We start from the raw sequence: 17,543 nt of genomic DNA, 5'->3' as shown, positions 1-17,543 counted from the left end.
CTTGGTATCCTTCGCCGAGACCAGAACGAAGATACGACTCTACGGAGAGGCGGCCACGTGGCAGGCACCATGCCAGTTGCCGAAGGCATTACCAACCCGCCGATCGACCAGCTTCTCGAGGTCGTCGACAGCAAGTACAGCCTCGTGATCATGGGGGCCAAGCGCGCGCGCCAGATCAACGCGTACTACTCGCAGCTCGGCGAGGGCCTGCTGGAGTACGTCGGCCCTCTGGTCGAGACCCACGCTCAGGAGAAGCCTCTGTCCATCGCGCTGCGCGAGGTCTCCGAGGGTCTGCTGACCTCCGAGCCGATCGAAGGCTGAGTCCCGGCCTGAGCCGGCCGGGCCGGATCCGGCGATTCCACCGGATCCACCAGTTCGAACGAGAAGGACCAGCGCCATGACCGCCGGCCGGGACGACCGTCCGCGTGTCGTCCTCGGTGTGGCCGCCGGCATCGCCGCGTACAAGGCGTGCGAGCTGCTGCGGCTGTTCACCGAGTCCGGCCACGACGTGCGGGTGATCCCCACCCGCGAGGCGCTGCGGTTCGTCGGCGAGCCCACCTGGGCCGCGCTGTCGGGAAACCCCGTGACCAGTGAGGTCTGGGAGTCCGTCCACGAGGTGCCCCATGTGCGGCTCGGCCAGCGCGCCGACCTCGTGGTGGTGGCTCCGGCCACCGCCGACCTGCTCGCCAAGGCCGCGCACGGCCTGGCGGGCGACCTGCTCACCGGCACCCTGCTGACCGCGCGCTGCCCTGTGGTGTTCGCCCCCGCCATGCACACCGAGATGTGGGAGCACCCCGCCACCCGCGCCAACGTCGCCACGCTGCGCGAGCGCGGCTCGGTGGTCGTCGACCCGGCCTCGGGACGGCTCACCGGCGCCGACACCGGCCCCGGACGCCTGCCCGACCCCGCCGAGATCTTCGAGGTGTGCCGCCGGGTCCTTTCCGGCGCTCCGCGCGATCTCGCCGGCCGTCACGTCGTCGTGTCGGCGGGAGGGACCCGCGAGGCGATCGACCCGGTGCGCTTCATCGGCAACCGCTCGTCGGGCCTGCAGGGCTACGCGCTCGCCCGAACCGCCGTGGCGCGCGGCGCGCGTGTCACCGTCGTCGCGGCCAACGTCGCGCTGCCGGACCCCGCAGGAGCGGCCGTGGTGCGGGTCGAGTCGGCCGAGCACATGCGCGCGGCGGTCCTGGACGCCGCGCGTGACGCCGACGCGGTCGTCATGGCCGCCGCGGTGGCCGACTTCCGTCCCGTCGCGGCGAGCGACGTCAAGATCAAGAAGACCGGCGGGGAGCCCGAGCCGATCCGGCTCGCCAAGAACCCCGACATCCTCGCCGAGCTGTGCGACCGGCGCCGCGACGGTCTCAAGCCGTCCCCCGAGGTGATCGCGGGCTTCGCCGCGGAGACCCACGACGTGCTCGCCAACGGCCGTGCCAAGCTGGAGCGCAAAGGCTGCGACCTGCTGGTCGTCAACCAGGTCGGCGACGGCCTGGCCTTCGGCACCCCGGACAACGCCGCCGTCATCCTCGTCGCCGGCGGCGACCCCGTAGAGGTCCCCCGCGGCCCTAAGGAGTCCCTCGCCGACGCGCTGTGGACCCTGGTGTCCGCACGCCTGTCCCACCCGGCCTGACAGCACCGGCGCCACCGGCCCGCCGTGCGCCGTCCGGTCACCGTCCACGGTGGCGCCTCGCCGTCCGTACGCTGAATCCCCGCGACTTCGCGGCCGTCCGCACGCCGATTCCGCGCGGAAACAGCGCTTTGCGCGCACCGATTCCCCGCGAACCGGTCACGCTCTTAATACGGCGTCTTGCTGACGGTGTCCCCGCGCCGGATACTCCATGGAAAGGCCGAGCGAGAGGGCCTGGAACGATGCCGGTGACCGCAGCCATCAGGCAGAGATGCCGAGAGCTCCTGCCCGCGGGTGAGAACATCCACTACGTCTTCCCGGTCAGCCTCGTCGGATCCGGCGGGGTGGCCAACTTCATGATCCTGGTGAGCGACCGCTTCATCACGGTGCTCGCCACCAAGGTGTTCAGCCGATACGAGCCCGCCGCCGTGTGGGCGACCCACCCGCGCGACACGAGGCTCGGGCCGATCGAGTTCGGCGGCGGGCCGAGAATCAGATTGGGTGGTACGGTTTTCGAGGTCGACGAGGAGTACGTCGCGGTCGTGGGGGCGGCGGACACCGAAGCGTTCTCTCCGGGTGACCTGCCCAGAGATCCGCTTCCCGACCTGTGAGGTCGGCCGGCGACCACCGGTCGAGACGGCAGAGCGGCGCCGCGCGGGGTGAGGCTACACTCGGCGGAGCGCTCGGGCCGTCCGTGCCTCGAGTCATATCGCCAGCAGCCGCTGCATGAGGAGCCACTGAGTTGTCCCGCCGCCTGTTCACCTCCGAGTCGGTCACCGAAGGCCACCCGGACAAGATCGCCGACCAGATCAGTGACGCGATCCTCGACGCGATGCTCAAAGACGACGTCCGGAGCCGGGTCGCGGTCGAGACCATGATCACGACCGGCCAGGTCCACGTGGCCGGTGAGGTCACCACCGAGACCTACGTCGACATCCCCGGCGTCATCCGGGAGAAGATCCTGGAGATCGGCTACGACGCCTCCCACAAGGGCTTCGACGGCGCCTCCTGCGGCGTGTCGGTGTCCATCGGCGCGCAGTCCCCCGACATCGCGCAAGGCGTCGACGACGCCTACGAGCACCGCGAGGGCGAGGCCGGCGACGAGCTCGACCGTCAGGGGGCCGGCGACCAGGGCCTGATGTTCGGGTACGCCTGCCGTGAGACCCCCGAGCTGATGCCGCTGCCGATCCAGCTCGCGCACCGCATGTCCCACCGCCTGTCGGAGGTCCGCAAGAACGGCACCGTGCCGTACCTGCGTCCCGACGGCAAGACCCAGGTCACCGTCGAGTACGACGGCGACCGTCCGGTCCGCCTCGACACCGTCGTGGTCTCCAGCCAGCACGCTCCGGAGATCGACCTCAAGGAGATGCTGGCCCCCGACATCAAGGAGCACGTCGTCGACCCCGTCGTCGCCGAGCTCGACATCGACACCGAGGGCTACCGGCTGCTGGTCAACCCGACCGGCCGTTTCGAGATCGGCGGCCCGATGGGTGACGCCGGCCTGACCGGCCGCAAGATCATCGTGGACACCTACGGCGGCATGGCGCGGCACGGCGGTGGCGCGTTCTCCGGCAAGGACCCCTCCAAGGTCGACCGGTCGGCGGCGTACGCGATGCGCTGGGTCGCCAAGAACGTCGTCGCGGCGGGCCTGGCCGACCGTGCCGAGGTGCAGGTGGCCTACGCCATCGGCAAGGCGCAGCCGGTGGGGGTGTTCGTGGAGACCTTCGGCACCGAGAAGGTCGCCGTCGACGCCATCCAGCGGGCCATCCTGGAGGTCTTCGACCTGCGTCCGGCCGCCATCATCCGCGACCTCGACCTGCTGCGGCCCATCTACTCGGCCACCTCCGCCTACGGCCACTTCGGCCGCGAGGAGCCGAACTTCTCCTGGGAGCGCACCGACCGGGTCGACCAGCTCCGCCAGGCCGCCGGCCTCTGACCCACTGACGGCCCGTCTCAGGGCACACCGCCACGCGTCCGGCGTCACCGCGCCGGACGCGTTCGCGCTGCCTGGCGCGCCGCGTGTATGGCAGGGTGCGCTGACTTCGTCGTGCCGTGCCGGGGCCGCCGTGGATGGGGTGCGGCGTCGGTGTCTTCTGGTAGGACCTAGGGGTGACCGAGACCATGCCGCCTTCTGGCTCGCGCGAGCCGGCGGCCGACGAGCAGACCGCTCTTGAGGGCGTCCCCGGGCCGCGAAAAGGCGGCGCGGGGGAGAAGGCCCTCGGTGCGGTCGTCGCGGCGGAGCGGTCACCGGTGGCCCGGGTCCTGGTCGACACGCCGCTGCCGCATCTCGACCGGCCGTTCGACTATCTGGTGCCGGCGGCGATGCACGCCGACGCGGTGCCGGGGTGCCGGGTGCGGGTGCGGTTCGCGGGGAAGCTCACGGACGGGTTCCTGCTGGAGCGGGTGGACAGCAGCGAGCACGAGGGGTCGCTGCTCGCGCTGGAACGGGTGGTGTCCCCCGAGGCGGTGCTCACCCCCGAGGTCGCCGCGCTGTGCCGCGCCGTCGCCGACCGTTACGCCGGCACCATGTCGGACGTCGTCCGCCTAGCCGTACCCCCGCGTCACGGCCGCGTGGAGGCGGAGCCGGTCGACAAGGAGGACGCTCCGGAGGAAACGCACGCGGGTGAGCATGCGACCGGCGCCGGGGAGGCGGCCACGAGCGGCGAGGTGACAGGTGGGCCGGGGGCCGCAGCGGCGGAGAGGCCCTACTCCGTGGGGCCGGTGTTCCTGGCGGCGGTGGAGCAGGGCCGCGATGTGCGCGCGGTGTGGAACGTGCTGCCCGGGGTGGTGGCGCGGACCGGGATCCGGGTCGCCGGCGGGGAGACGGCGGAGTCGCGGCGGGGGAGGGGCAGGAAGGCGGAGCGAGAGGTGCTCGGGGCCGAGGTGCCGTGGGCCGTGGGGATCGCCGAGGCGGTGGCGGCCGCGGTGCGCGGGGGACGGGGAGCGGTGGTCGTGGTGCCGGACGGCAAGGACGTCGCGCTGGTCGACACCGCGTTGCGCGGGGTCCTCGGGTGGGGACGGCACGTGGCGCTGACGGCCGATCTCGGCCCGGCGGAGCGGTACCGGCGGTGGTTGCGGGTGCTGCGGGGACGCACACGTGTCGTCGTCGGCACGCGGGCCGCGGCGTTCGCGCCGGTGCGTGACCTCGGGCTCCTGGTGATCTGGGACGACGGGGACGATCTGCACGCCGAGCGGCTCGCGCCGTACCCGCACGCGCGTGAGGTCCTGGCGCTGCGGTCCCACCAGACGGGGGCCGCGATGCTCATCGCGGGGTACGCGCGCACCGCCGAGGCCACCCGCATGATCGCGTCGGGTTGGGCCGGGCCGGTGGGCCCGCCGCGCGACACGCTGCGCGCGTACGCGCCACGGGTGCGTCCCGCCGGGGAGGACGCCGACCTGGCGCGCGACCCGGCGGCCCGTGCCGCGCGCCTGCCGACCGTGGCCTGGACGGCGCTCCGCCACGGCCTCGAGTCGGGCCCCGTGCTGATCCAGGTGCCCCGGCGCGGCTACCTCCCGGCACTGGCGTGCCTGCACTGCCGCACCCCGTCGCGCTGCACCCAGCCCCCGCTCCCGGTGCCGGAACCCCATGCCCCGCCGGGGTCGCCGGCTCCCTCCCGCCGCTTCAGGGCCGCGACGGCCGGCACCCTGACCGGCCTCACCGACGCCGTCGGCCAGGAGCCCGCCGAGGAGACCCCGCCCCCGCTGTGCGGCGGGCCGCTGGCCCTGCGCGGCGGTCACGCCGCGCCGTACTGCCGCTGGTGCGGCCGGATCGCCGGGGGCTGGCGTTGCCGCGTCTGCGGCGGCGACCGTTTCCGAGCCCTGGTGGTGGGTGCGCGCCGCACGGCCGAGGAGCTCGGCCGCGCGTTTCCCGCGGTCCCGGTGAAGACCTCCGGCAAGGACGCGGTGCTCGCCACCGTCGAGGCGACCCCCGCGCTGGTGGTCGCCACACCAGGTGCCGAGCCGGTCGCCGAGGGGGGGTACGCGGCGGCGGTCCTGCTGGACGGCTGGGCCCTGCTCGGCCGTCCCGACCTGCGTGCGGCCGAGGAGACCCTGCGCCGCTGGATGAACGCCGCGGCCCTGCTGCGGCCCGCCTCCGAGCTGGTGGTGCTCGCCGACTCCGCGCTCCCCCCCGTGCAGGCCCTGATCCGCTGGGACCCGGTCACCCACTCCGAGCGCGAGCTGACCGACCGCACCGTGCTCGGGTTCCCCCCGGCCGTCCGCATGGCGACGCTGACCGGCACCCCGGCCGCGGTGCGCGAGATGATCGTCTCCCTGCGGCTGCCCCGGGAGACCCAGATGCTCGGCCCGGTGCCGGTCGAGACGCAGGGCCACACGTCCGGGGAGGAGGAGCGCGCCATGCTCCGCGTGCCGTGGAGCGCCGGGCCGGCGCTGGCGCGTGAGCTGAAGGCCGCGGCCGGCGTGCGGTCCGCGCGCAAGGCTCCCGACCTGGTCCGGGTGTGTATGGATCCCATGGATCTGATCTGACCGGGGGACGCCGATTCGCTCGGCTGTCAGTAAGCCGTTAGTTTCTCCCTGTGTCGATCGAATGGGTGAACGGGGCCATCGAGGAGATCCGGGCGTGGGGGCGCCTGAAGGACATCGAGGTGGATGTCGAGGAGATCCGGCTCCTGTGCGACTACGCCAGCGACTATCTGGGGGTCGGAGAGCTCGCCGACTTCACGCCTGTGACGTTCGAGCAACTGCTTCTCGACATCTATCCCCGCAAGGTCATCGCCCCCCCGGAGAGCGCCGAGGAGACCGTCGCCGCGGCACGCACACTGGTCGAGTTCCTGCTGGACAGCGGGGAGATCGGCACCAAGATGGCGGGCCGCATGCGCGAGCGGCTCACCGAGATCGCCCCGGAGATGCCGGCCGCGCTCGCCGACACCAGCAAGTTCGGCATGGCCAAGAGCCTGTTCGCCGCGATGGGGGCCGACGACGACTCAGGCGACACCCCATTGCCGTTCCCGACCGGTTTCGCCGCCGCGGGCCGCCAGGCGCGTCAGGCCGAGGCCGCCGAATGCGACTGCTGGGAGTGCTCACCCCTGCCGGCCGTGCGGCTCCCCACCGGCGCGGACGTCGCCGCGGCCGTCCGCGCGGACGGCCTGCTGCGGCACGCGCACGAGGTGGTGGCTTGGATGCGGCACGGCGGCCGCACCCCCACCGCGCGCGGCGCTCTGCGGGTGCGCGACGCGAGGCGCGCCACCGGCGAGCTCGGCGTTCCCGCGCCGGCCCTGGCCTGGGAACTGGCCCTGTCGATCGGGCTCGCCTCGACCGGCCCCCACGAGGAGACCGCCGGGCCGCCTGCTCTCGCCGACAGGGACGACGCGGAGGTGCTCGACCTGTGGGCCGGCGCGGTCGCGTTCCTCACCGGCGGCCCGCTCGCCCCCGTGACCGGCTCACCCCGGGTCGACGCCGAGCTTCCCGTTCTGCACGACCTGCTCTACCGCTCCCAGGAGCCGCTCACCCTCGAGGCGTTCGGCGAGCACATGTCCGGCGCCTGGGGAGCCGACGAGCGCGACCCGCCTGACGCGCCGCAGGAGCCGCCTGAGGACCTCGGCGCCGCGCTCGACGCGCTGGCCCTGCTCGGCACCGTCGAACGGGACGGCGACGAGCTGCGCCTCACCCCGCAGGGCCTGTGGGGGCTGCGCGAGGTGTACTCCCGCATGGGCCTGACCGCGCCGGTCGCCCCCGACCCGGCGGACGGCGACGCGAGCGTCCTGATCGACGCGCTGCTCGGCGGTGTGCGGCCCGCTCAGGCCGAGACCGACGTCACCGGGTGGCTGGAGCGCCGCACCCCGCCTGAGGCGGCTCACGACCTCCTGGAGGCCGCGCGCGGCGGCGGCGCGCCGCACCGGGGGGCCGCCGCGCGGGTGCTCGACCGGCTCGGCCCCGAGGCCGCCTCCTCGGTGCGGTCCTTCCTCGAGGACCTTCAGCTGCGTCCGCACGCCGTCCGCTGGCTGGAGCGCCACGGCCTCGACGCGCCGGACCTGACGCCGCAGGAGATCCTCTGGCTCGACGTCGACGTCCTCGCGGCGGTCGTGCCGGCCGCGGAGGCCGACCCGGCGGCCTTCGAGAGCACCGTCGCGGCGGCCCGTCCGTCCGCGCGGGTCATCGAGGAGATGTGGCAGGTCGACCACCCCGACGTCGCGGAGGTCCTCGACCTGCTCGGCCGCCATCTGCCCGACAAGGACGCCGCCAAGGCCGCGCGCAAGGCCGCCTTCAAGGCGCGGTCCCGCGGCATCCACTGATCCGCCGGCCCTGCCTGAACGGTCTTGGTCAACGTCGGGCATGCGTCTTCGCGTGGGGCTGGTGTGGAGTAAGTTGCCTGAATGGCGAACAGCGGGGACGGCGGCATCTTCGATCTCGGTGAGTTGCGCAATCTCATCGACGAGCTGGGAAACGTGCCTGGTGAGGAGCGCGAGCACATGCTCGCGGAGCTGTCCGGCGGCGACGCCGGCGACGACCGTCCCGGCTCCCCGGCCGACGTCCTCAGCTTCCCCCCGGTGGAGCTCGCCGACCCGTCGCGGCTCGCCGCCGCGGTCCCGGACGTCCCGCTGGTCCGCGACGCCGTCCGCCTCGCCTCCTGGGCCGGCACACGTGAGGTGACCCCCGAGGGCCTGCTGCCGCCGCGCGACGCCGACCGCGCCATCGCCGAGCTCGGCATCGAACGCGGACGACTGCGCCTGGTGTGGATCGTCGCCGTCAACACCGGCCTGCTGCGTGTCACCCGCGCGGGGACGTCCCCCGGCGGAGGGCTGCCGCCGGAGCCGCTGGACTTCTGGGACGGCGTCGTCATGGACGTGCTCGACCGCACCGAGGAGGGCCTGACCGGTTCGGCGGTGGTCGACGAGCACCTGACCGAGATGCTCGCCACCATTTACGCCACCACCGACGGCATCACCTACGGCGCGCTGGTCGAGGGCATGCTCCAGGCGCACGAGATCGCCTGCCAGGCCCGGCCCGGTGAGATGCGGCGGCTGCGCGAGATCCTGCCGGGAGAGCTGGACGCCGCGCTCGGCCTGCTGAGGTACTGCGGCCTGTTCGAGCAGGAGGACGACGCGGTGCGCCTGTCGCCGCTCGGGGTGTGGGCCGTCCGGCAGGACCTGCTGCGTGAGGGCCACGACGCGCCGCTGCTGTCGGAGGTCGCCGAGTTCGCCGAGCTCAGCGCGGTCGAGCTGGTCGAGGCCATGCTGTCGGGCCGCGCGCCGTCCAGCGCTCCGACGCTGTGGGTGGAGCGGCGTGCCGCCGAGGACGCCGCACGCGAGCTGATCAAGGTCGCGGCGTCCGGCACCGCCGGCCAGCGCGGCGTCATCGGCACCGTGCTGGAGGAGATGGGCCCCGAGGCCGAGCCCGCCGTGCGCGAAGCCCTCGCCGAGCCCGCCATGTGGCGCCACGCGGCCGTGTGGCTCGGCGTGCGCGACCTCGACGCACCCGCGCTCACCGAGGAGGACGGCACCTGGCTCGCCGTCGACACGCTCGCCACCTTGCTGTACATCCCCGACGTGCAGGAGGCCATGGGTGAGTTCGAGGCCCTGGAGCCGGGGGAGGAACTGCTGCGTCTCATCGAGGACGTCAGCCGCAGCCCGCACCCCGACGCCGTCGCCGTCCTCGACCTGCTCGGCGCACGCCACCCCGACCCCGCCACCGCCAAGGCCGCACGCAAGGCGGCCATGAAGTCCCGCTCCCGCTGACCCGGGCCGTCCGCGTGCGACGTCCCGTCTCCCGGTCTCCCGGTGAGGTGGCCCTCCTGAGTGGAGCCCTAAGCGTGGCCGGACCGGCGGGGGCCCGGCCGGAGGGGCCTTTCCCGCGCGGAAGCCGCCGGAGCGCGACCGGGGTGGCGGCGATGACCCATAAACTGGTGGAGCCTTCCCCGTCCCGTCTGAAACGGAGTCGTCCGTGGCCATTCAGTCGATCCGCCTGTTCGGCGACCCGGTGCTGCGCACCCCAGCGGAGCCGGTCACGGAGTTCGACAAGGAGCTGCGCAAGCTCGTCAAGGACCTCACCGACACCATGATGGACGCGCCGGGGGCAGGTCTCGCCGCGCCGCAGATCGGTGTGGGGCTGCGTGTGTTCACCTACTACGTCGACGACGTGCTCGGCCACCTGATCAACCCGACCCTCGACCTCGGTGAGGACATCGACGAGGAAGGCGAGGAGGGCTGCCTGTCGTTCCCGGGCCTGGCCTTCCCGACGCCGCGTGCCATCAGGGCCGTCGCCAAGGGCTTCGACATGCACGGCGAGCCCGTCACCATCGAGGGCACCGACCTGCTGGCCCGCTGCGTGCAGCACGAGACCGACCACCTGGACGGCGTGCTGTTCATCGACCGCCTGGACGCCAAGCAGCGCAAGCTCGCGATGAAGGCGATCCGTGAGGCCGAGTGGAGCGGCCTGTCGGCCCCCGTGGTGAAGGTCTCCCCGCACGCCACTCAAGGCAAGGCCCTGTAGAGCCGTGCGCCTCGTCTTCGCCGGAACCCCGGAGACCGCGCTGCCGTCCCTGCGCGCGCTGCTGGAGTCGCCACGCCACGAGGTCGTGGCCGTGGTGACCCGTCCCGACGCGCAGTCCGGCCGGGGCCGCAAGGTGCACCCGAGCCCGGTCGCCGAGCTGGCCGCGTCCGCCGGCGTCGAGGTGCTGAAGCCCGCCAAGGCGGGGGACCCGGAGTTCCTGGCCCGGCTCGCGGCCATCGGCCCCGACTGCTGCCCCGTCGTCGCCTACGGCGCGCTGCTGCCGCAGCGCACGCTGGACGTCCCGAAGCTCGGATGGGTCAACCTGCACTTCTCCCTGCTGCCGGCGTGGCGTGGCGCGGCCCCCGTGCAGCACGCCGTGCTGCACGGTGACGCCATCACCGGCGCGGCGACGTTCCAGATCGTCAAGGAGCTCGACGCCGGCCCGGTGTTCGGCGTCGTGACCGAGGAGATCCGTCCCACCGACACCAGCGGCGAACTGCTCGCGCGTCTCGCCGAGTCCGGTGCCGGCCTGCTCGCCGCGACGCTCGACGGCATCGAGGACGGCACGCTCCAGGCGCGGCCCCAGCCCGCCGAGGGGGTGAGCCACGCGCCGAAGCTCGAGGCGGCCGACGCCAGGGTCGACTGGACGGCCCCGGCGATGCGGGTCGACCGGCTGGTCCGCGCCTGCACCCCGGCCCCCGGCGCGTGGACCGAGTTCCGCGGCACACGCCTCAAGCTCGGCCCCGTGCGGCCGGCCCCCGAGGCTGGCCCGCTTGCTCCCGGCGAGATCGCCGCGGTCAAGGACACGGTGCTGGCCGGCACCGCCACCCACCCGGTGCTGCTCGGCGACGTGCAGCCACAAGGCAAGCGCCTCATGACCGCCGGGGAGTGGGCCCGCGGCGTGCGCCCCTCCGCCGGGGAACGGCTCGGCCAGGCATGAGCACGACCACGACCGGGGGTGCGGGCTCGCGGGGTGTGCCGCTTCGCCGGGGGACGGCCCGGCCGGCCACGAGCACGATCACGACCTTGGGGGAACGTTGACCAGGGGGTCCCGGGCCGGCCGTGGCGCCGGTGCGCCGTCCGGACGTCAGAGCGGCCCGTCCCGTGGTTCCGGCCAGGGCCGTCAGAGCGGCGGCAGGCGCGGGCCGGTGCGGGACGAGGCGCGTAACGCGGCGTTCGACCTGCTGCGCGCCGTGGACGAGCGCGACGCCTACGCCAACCTGCTGCTCCCGACCTTGCTGCGTGAGCGCGGCCTGTCCGGCCGGGACGCGGCCCTGGCGACCGAGCTGGCGTACGGCTCGCTGCGCGGGCTCGGCACCTACGACGCGATCATCGGCGCGTGCAGCGACCGTCCGCCGGACGAGATCGACCCGCCGCTGCTCGACGCGCTGCGGCTCGGCGCGCACCAGCTGCTGCGCACACGGATCCCGCCGCACGCCGCGGTCAGCGCCACCGTCGACCTCGTGCGCCTGCGTGTCGGCGCCGGCGCCTCGCGCTTCGCCAACGCCGTGCTGCGCAAGATCGCGAGCAGGGACCACGACCAGTGGATGCCGATCGTCGCGCCGGACGCCGAGGAGGACCCGCTCGGTCACCTCGCCGTCGTGCACAGCCACCCCCGATGGATCGTCTCGGCGTTCCGTGACGCGCTCGGCGGCGACCTGCGCGAGACGGCCGAGCTGCTCGCCGCCGACAACGAGCGGCCGGGGGTGACCCTGGTGGCGTGGCCGGGCCGCAGCTCGGTGGGTGAACTGGTGGACGCCGGCGCCGTGTCCTCCCGTTTCTCGCCGTACGCCGCCTACCTTCCCGAGGGGGACCCCGGGTCGATCCAGGCGGTCGCCGACGGCAGGGCCGCCGTGCAGGACGAGGCCAGCCAGCTCGTCGCGCTCGCGCTGACCCGCGTGCCGGTGAACGGGTCCGACCGCGCCTGGCTGGACATGTGCGCCGGCCCCGGCGGCAAGGCGGGCCTGCTCGACGCGCTCGCCGTGCAGGAGGGCCGCAACCTGCTCGCCGCCGACCTGCGCTTCCACCGGTCGCGCCTGGTCTGGCGCGCCACCCGCCGCGCCGCCGTGATCACCGCGGACGGCACGGCCCCCGCGTGGCGCACCGGAGCGTTCGACCGCGTGCTGGTGGACGCGCCGTGCACCGGTCTCGGCGCGCTGCGCCGCCGCCCCGAGTCCCGCTGGCGGCGCGACCCGGCCAGTGTGCCGGAGTTCACCGCTCTCCAGCGCCGCCTGCTGACCTCCGCGCTCGACTCGGCACGTCCCGGCGGCGTCGTGGCGTACGTCACGTGCTCCCCCCACCTGGCCGAGACGGCCGCCGTCGTGGACGACGTCGTGCGCCGCACCGGCGCCGCCGAGGTCCTCCCGGCCCGCCGCTACCTGGACGAGGCCGGCGGCCTCGGCGACGGCCCCCACGCGCAGTTCTGGCCCCACCGGCACGGCACCGACGCCATGTTCCTGTCCCTGCTGCGCAAGCTCCCCGACTGACCGGTCCCTGAGAGGGGTCTCCCCGGCGTCCCCTCGTGACGTGATCGGCCGGAGGTGACTCGGTACGGGCCGGGGAGCCGTCCGGTGTTCCCCTCGCCATGATCGGCCGGGGTCCGGCATGACATGATCGGTGCTGGAGGGGTGAGCGGGCCGCGTGGCCCCGGGGACGGCCCAGCGGCCGTTCACGCGCGCCGGACGGCGCGGGTGTCACTCCGGTGAGCCAAGGGGGCGTGATGTCGTATCCAGCGGCGCTGTACTTCGGGGAGCGGGGGCTGCCGACGGCCGGGTACCGGCCCGCGGGGCAGGAGCCCGAGTTGCGCATCGGCGAGGGCGGCACCGAGGTGAGCTATTTGGCGACCGGTGCCACCACCGGTGGCCTGTTCGGGCTGTACCGGTGGGACATGGGGTCGCGGCCGAGTGGCCCGTCGGCGCACTACCACCGCACCATGGCCGAGTCGTTCTACGTGCTCACCGGCACGGTGCGCCTGTTCGACGGCGCGACCTGGATCGACGCGCGGCCGGGTGACTTCCTGCATGTGCCGCCGGGTGGCGTGCACGCCTTCCGCAACGAGTCCGGTGAGCCGGTGTCGATGCTGCTGCACTTCGCACCGGGTGCGCCACGCGAAGGGTACTTCGAGGAGCTGGCCGAGATCGCCGAGTCGGGCCGCACCCTCACCGCCGAGGAGTGGACCGAGCTGTACCGCCGCCACGACCAGTACATGGTCTGACCTGCCACACCGGTGTCACCACGCGTGCAGACAGGCAACTCCGGCCGGCCGGCAAGCCTCAACCCCGGCCTCGATCCCGTCCCAATCCACCCCCCAACTCCCGGCCGGCCTCCTGTTCCTCTTCACCGACCGCCTTCTTCACCCCACCATCGTGATGTGCTGAGGCGACACGGCGAGCGATGGGCCGTGACCGACACGGCACGTGAGGTAGGGGGTGTGCTTGGAGACGTGTCTCGGCGGTGTCGCTGCATACGGAACAGTGGGGGATGACCTGGCCAGGGTCGTAGACTGGCGGGATCATGCCTGCACAGATCTCTCCCAGCATTCTGACCGCCGACTTCGCGCGGCTTGCCGACGAGGTGGCCAAGGTCGCGCGTGTGGCCGACTGGCTGCATGTCGATGTGATGGACAACCACTTCGTGCCGAACCTCACGCTCGGGCTGCCGGTGGTGGAGTCCCTGTTGAAGGCCACCACGTTGCCGGTCGACTGTCACCTCATGATCGAGGACCCGGACCGCTGGGCCCCGGCGTACGCCGAGGCCGGCGCCGGCAGTGTGACCATCCACGCGGAGGCCGCCAAGGCGCCGGTGCGCACCCTGCGCCGCATCCGTGAGGCGGGGGCCCGGGCCGGGTTCGCGCTCAACCCCGGCACGGCGGTGCAGGACTACGAGGGGCTGCTCGGCGAGATCGACATGCTGCTGGTGATGACCGTGGAGCCCGGCTTCGGCGGTCAGTCGTTCCTCGACATCATGCTTCCCAAGATCCGCAAGGCCCGTGAGCTGATCCGCAAGCACGGCGGCGAGATCTGGCTCCAGGTCGACGGCGGTGTCTCGGCGGCCACCATCGAGCGCTGCGCGGAGGCCGGCGCGGACGTGTTCGTCGCCGGCAACGCCGTGTACGGCGCCGACGACCCCGCCGAGGCGGTCAGGTCCCTGCGGGCCCAGGCGGACCGCCTGCTGTGACCCTCGGTCCCGCACGGCAGGCGGCCGGCCTGCTGTGACCGTCCGGCCCGCGCAGCAGGGGTCCGCCTGCGCCGGCCGGAAGTGGCTGTGCTCAGGCGAGCGCGGGGTCGAGGATGACGTCCTCGCCGTGGGTGGTGGGGGCCTCGGGGAAGTGGCAGGCGGTGAGATGGCCCTCGTGGTTGCCGTCGAGGCGGACCAGCGGCGGCTCCTCCTGCGCGCACTTGTCCTGGGCCTTCCAGCAGCGGGTGCGGAAACGGCAGCCGGACGGCGGGTCGATGGGGGAGGGGACGTCGCCGGTGAGGCGGATGCGCTCGGTGGCGGGCTTGTCCTCGATGTCCACCTCGGGGACGGCGGACAGCAGCGCGTGGGTGTAGGGGTGGCGGGGACGTTCGTAGATGGACGTCCGGTCACCCACCTCGACGATCTTGCCGAGGTACATCACGGCGACCCGCTGCGAGAAGTGCCGCACCACGGCCAGGTCGTGCGCGATGAACAGGAACGCGATGCCGAGGTCACGCTGGAGCTGCTGGAGCAGGTTGACCACCTGCGCCTGGATGGACACGTCCAGCGCGGACACCGGCTCGTCGGCCACGATGAGCTTCGGCTCCAGCGCGAGGGCCCGCGCGACGCCGATGCGCTGCCGCTGGCCGCCGGAGAACTCGTGCGGGAACCGGTTGTAGTGCTCGGGGTTGAGCCCGACGATCTCCAGCAGTTCACGCACGCGCTTCTGCCGGCCGCCTGGCGGGTCGATGCCGTTGACCTCCATGGGCCCGCTGATGATGCCGCCGACGGTGTGCCGGGGGTTCAGCGACGAGTACGGGTCCTGGAAGATCATCTGGATCTCGGACCTGATCGGCTTGAGCTGCCGCCGGCTGGAGTGCGCGATGTCCCGGCCCCGGTAGAGGATCTTCCCCGCGGTGGGTTCGAGCAGCCGGGCCACCAGCCGTCCCGTGGTCGACTTGCCGCAGCCGGACTCCCCGACCAGGCCGAGGGTCTCCCCGGCCGCCACGGTCAGGTCGACGCCGTCCACCGCGTGCACCCGGCCGATCTGCCGTTTGACGATCAGCCCGCCGGTCACGGGGAAGTGCTTGGTCAGGCCGGACAGCTCCAGCAGCGTGTCACTCACAGGCGTTCCTTGATCTGGCCGTCGAAGATCTCCCGCTTCTGCGCGAGCGTCAGGTAGCAGGCGTCCCGGTGTCCTCCGGCGGGGGACAGCTCGGGCCGGTCGGTCGCGCACATGTCGCCGGGGACGAGGTCGCGGTAGTCGCAGCGGGGGTGGAAGGGGCAGCCGGACGGCGGGTTGAGCAGGCTCGGCGGGGTGCCGCGCACCGGCAGCAGCGGCAGGTCGACGTTGGAGTTCAGCCGCGGCATGGAGCCGAGCAGCCCCCAGGTGTACGGGTGGCGCGGCTCGCGCAGCACCTCGCGCACACTCCCTTGCTCGATGGCCCTGCCGGCGTACATCACGAGCACGTCGTGCGCGGTGCGCGCGACCACGCCGAGGTCGTGGGTGATCAGGATGATCGACGTGCCGAACTGCTGCTGCAGGTCCTTGAGCAGGTCGAGGATCTGCGCCTGCACGGTCACGTCCAGCGCGGTGGTCGGTTCGTCGGCGATGAGCAGGTCGGGGTCGCAGACCAGCGCCATGGCGATCATGACGCGCTGGCGCATGCCGCCGGAGAACTGGTGGGGGTAGTCGTCCACCCGGGTCTGCGCGTGCGGGATGCCGACCCGCCGCAGCATCTCGATCGCGCGGTCCCGCGCCTCGCGCTTGCTCGCGCCTTTGTGCTTGCGGTACGTCTCACTGATCTGCCGGCCCACCGTGTGGTACGGCGACAGCGACGTCAGCGGGTCCTGGAAGATCATCGCGATGCGGTCGCCGCGCAGCTTCTCCAGCGTGGCGCGCGGCGCGCCGACGAGCTGGCGGTCCTCCAGCCAGATCTCCCCGCCGATCGTGGTGACGGCGGGGTCGTGCAGCCCGAGGATGGTGAGCGTGGACACCGACTTGCCGGACCCCGACTCGCCGACGATGCCGAGAGTGGTGCCTTTCTCCAGGTCGTACGACAGCCGGTCGACGGCGTGCACGACGCCGTCCTCGGTGCCGAACTGGACCGACAGGTCCCGGACCGACAGGAACGGCCCGGGGCCGCGCGGCGCGGCCGGTTCGCGTTCCCAGGTCGCCGTGGTCACTCGGAGCTCCTTGAGGTGGTTCGCGGGGCCATGTCAGCTCAGCCGTACGCGGGGGTCGATGAAGGCGTACAGGACGTCCACCACGATGTTCAGTACCACGATGGCGAACGCACCGACCAGTGTCACGCCGAGCAGCATGGGAAGGTCGGTGTTCTGCACGGCGCGCACGGCGAGCTCGCCGATGCCGTGCAGGGTGAACGTCTGCTCGGTGATGATCGCGCCGCCGAGCAGGGTGGCGAGGTCCACTCCGAAGATCGTGACGATGGGGATCATCGCGCCGCGCCAGGCGAACCGCAGGAACACCGTGCGGCTGGACATGCCCTTGGCGCGCGCGGTCCGCACGTAGTCCTCGGCGAGCTGTTCCACCATGACCGACCGGGTCATGCGGGTGTAGTTGGCGGTGAAGATGATCGACAGCACCACCCACGGGATCAGCAGGTGCACGAACCAGCCGAACGGATCTTCGGTGAAGGGGATGTAGCTGGGCCGCGGCAGCAGGCCCATGCTGTCCACGATGAAGAACACCAGCAGCGGCCCCACGAAGTAGATCTGCAGCGACGCGCCGATCACCGACGACGTGCTGGCGATCTTGTCGAGTGGCTTGCCCTGCTGCCACGCCGCGATCATGCCGGTGATCACGCCGAACGACAGGATGACCACGGCCGCGCCGGCGGTCACCGACAGGGTGACGGGGAAGCGGTCCAGGATCGCCGAGAACACCGGCTCCTGCGTGGCGAAGGAGTAGCCGAGGCACGGCGCGTCGCACGTGCCGAACTGCACGAGGTCGCGGCCGGTGAAGATGCCCGCCAGCCAGTGCCAGTACTGCACGAACAACGGCTCGTCCATGCCCAGGTTGTGACGGATCAGCTCGAGGTTCTGCGGAGGGCAGATCTTGCCGCAGAACGCGCGGGCCGGGTCGCGGGGCACGGCGTAGAAGAGGAAGAACGTGACGGCACTGATGATCACCAGGATCACCGCGGCGCCGATGACACGGCGGAGGAAAAACCGGAACATTGGCCTCGGACTGCTTCTCCAGCCGGTGGGACCGGTGGTCGGAAGGGACAGGTGGCCTGCGGGCCGCCGTACCAGGCACGAGGCAGAGTGCGGC

15 protein-coding genes are annotated in these 17,543 nt (G+C 72.8%); 12 read left to right on the top strand and 3 right to left on the bottom strand.

Features of this window, described 5'->3' with window-relative positions; genetic code table 11:
• The first annotated feature begins 57 nt into the window (after positions 1–57).
• The 12 genes from rpoZ (at position 58) to rpe (ending at position 14,248) form a co-directional block, all read left to right on the top strand.
• Positions 58–321 carry a DNA-directed RNA polymerase subunit omega gene (rpoZ, locus tag BJ992_RS19920; RefSeq protein WP_184983182.1) on the top strand — a complete coding sequence of 88 codons (264 nt, stop codon included), beginning with the start codon at positions 58–60 and terminating at the stop codon, positions 319–321.
• A 76-nt stretch (positions 322–397) separates the two neighbouring features.
• On the top strand, positions 398–1,627 hold the full coding sequence (gene coaBC, locus BJ992_RS19915) for a bifunctional phosphopantothenoylcysteine decarboxylase/phosphopantothenate--cysteine ligase CoaBC (RefSeq protein ID WP_184983180.1): 1,230 nt from the start codon (positions 398–400) through the stop codon (positions 1,625–1,627).
• Positions 1,628–1,866: 239 nt separating this feature from the next.
• The gene (locus BJ992_RS19910) at positions 1,867–2,235 is read left to right on the top strand and encodes a hypothetical protein (protein ID WP_184983178.1); all 369 of its coding nucleotides are present in this window, start codon (positions 1,867–1,869) and stop codon (positions 2,233–2,235) included.
• Between the two features lie 131 nt (positions 2,236–2,366).
• Entirely contained in the window at positions 2,367–3,560 is a 1,194-nt protein-coding gene (gene metK, locus BJ992_RS19905; RefSeq protein ID WP_184983176.1) for a methionine adenosyltransferase, read from the top strand.
• Between the two features lie 185 nt (positions 3,561–3,745).
• Positions 3,746–6,109, top strand: coding sequence for a primosomal protein N' (locus BJ992_RS19900; RefSeq protein WP_184988558.1), 2,364 nt, complete (start codon positions 3,746–3,748; stop codon positions 6,107–6,109).
• Between the two features lie 50 nt (positions 6,110–6,159).
• A complete protein-coding gene (locus tag BJ992_RS19895) occupies positions 6,160–7,875 on the top strand; it encodes a hypothetical protein (protein ID WP_184983174.1) in 1,716 nt (571 codons plus the stop codon).
• Between the two features lie 81 nt (positions 7,876–7,956).
• Entirely contained in the window at positions 7,957–9,318 is a 1,362-nt protein-coding gene (locus tag BJ992_RS19890) for a hypothetical protein (protein ID WP_184983172.1), read from the top strand.
• Positions 9,319–9,523: 205 nt separating this feature from the next.
• Positions 9,524–10,072: a peptide deformylase gene (gene def, locus BJ992_RS19885; RefSeq protein WP_184983170.1), complete on the top strand. Its 549-nt coding sequence runs from the start codon at positions 9,524–9,526 to the stop codon at positions 10,070–10,072.
• Positions 10,073–10,076: 4 nt separating this feature from the next.
• Positions 10,077–11,012, top strand: coding sequence for a methionyl-tRNA formyltransferase (fmt, locus tag BJ992_RS19880; protein ID WP_184983168.1), 936 nt, complete (start codon positions 10,077–10,079; stop codon positions 11,010–11,012).
• A gap of 97 nt (positions 11,013–11,109) precedes the next feature.
• Complete coding sequence (locus tag BJ992_RS19875; RefSeq protein ID WP_184983166.1) at positions 11,110–12,558, top strand: RsmB/NOP family class I SAM-dependent RNA methyltransferase; 1,449 nt, start codon at positions 11,110–11,112, stop codon at positions 12,556–12,558.
• Positions 12,559–12,791: 233 nt separating this feature from the next.
• Positions 12,792–13,286 carry a cupin domain-containing protein gene (locus tag BJ992_RS19870; RefSeq protein WP_184983164.1) on the top strand — a complete coding sequence of 165 codons (495 nt, stop codon included), beginning with the start codon at positions 12,792–12,794 and terminating at the stop codon, positions 13,284–13,286.
• 299 nt (positions 13,287–13,585) lie between these two features.
• Positions 13,586–14,248, top strand: a complete 663-nt coding sequence (gene rpe, locus BJ992_RS19865) for a ribulose-phosphate 3-epimerase (protein WP_184983163.1) — start codon at positions 13,586–13,588, stop codon at positions 14,246–14,248.
• A 91-nt stretch (positions 14,249–14,339) separates the two neighbouring features.
• On the opposite strand, the gene BJ992_RS19860 is transcribed toward rpe, so the two are convergent.
• The 3 genes from BJ992_RS19860 to BJ992_RS19850 are packed head-to-tail and all read right to left on the bottom strand — an operon-like array spanning position 14,340 to position 17,449.
• Complete coding sequence (locus BJ992_RS19860; RefSeq protein WP_184983161.1) at positions 14,340–15,374, bottom strand: dipeptide ABC transporter ATP-binding protein; 1,035 nt, start codon at positions 15,372–15,374, stop codon at positions 14,340–14,342.
• The gene (locus tag BJ992_RS19855; RefSeq protein ID WP_184983159.1) at positions 15,371–16,435 is read right to left on the bottom strand and encodes an oligopeptide/dipeptide ABC transporter ATP-binding protein; all 1,065 of its coding nucleotides are present in this window, start codon (positions 16,433–16,435) and stop codon (positions 15,371–15,373) included. Before BJ992_RS19855 ends, BJ992_RS19860 begins: the two co-directional genes overlap by 4 nt.
• A 33-nt stretch (positions 16,436–16,468) precedes the next feature.
• A complete protein-coding gene (locus BJ992_RS19850; protein ID WP_184983156.1) occupies positions 16,469–17,449 on the bottom strand; it encodes an ABC transporter permease in 981 nt (326 codons plus the stop codon).
• Positions 17,450–17,543 lie beyond the last annotated feature (94 nt).

This window comes from Sphaerisporangium rubeum (assembly GCF_014207705.1).
Classification (GTDB): Bacteria; Actinomycetota; Actinomycetes; order Streptosporangiales; family Streptosporangiaceae; genus Sphaerisporangium; species Sphaerisporangium rubeum.
Note: the sequence above shows the minus strand (reverse complement) of the source record. Positions and strands in the feature narration are given on the sequence as shown.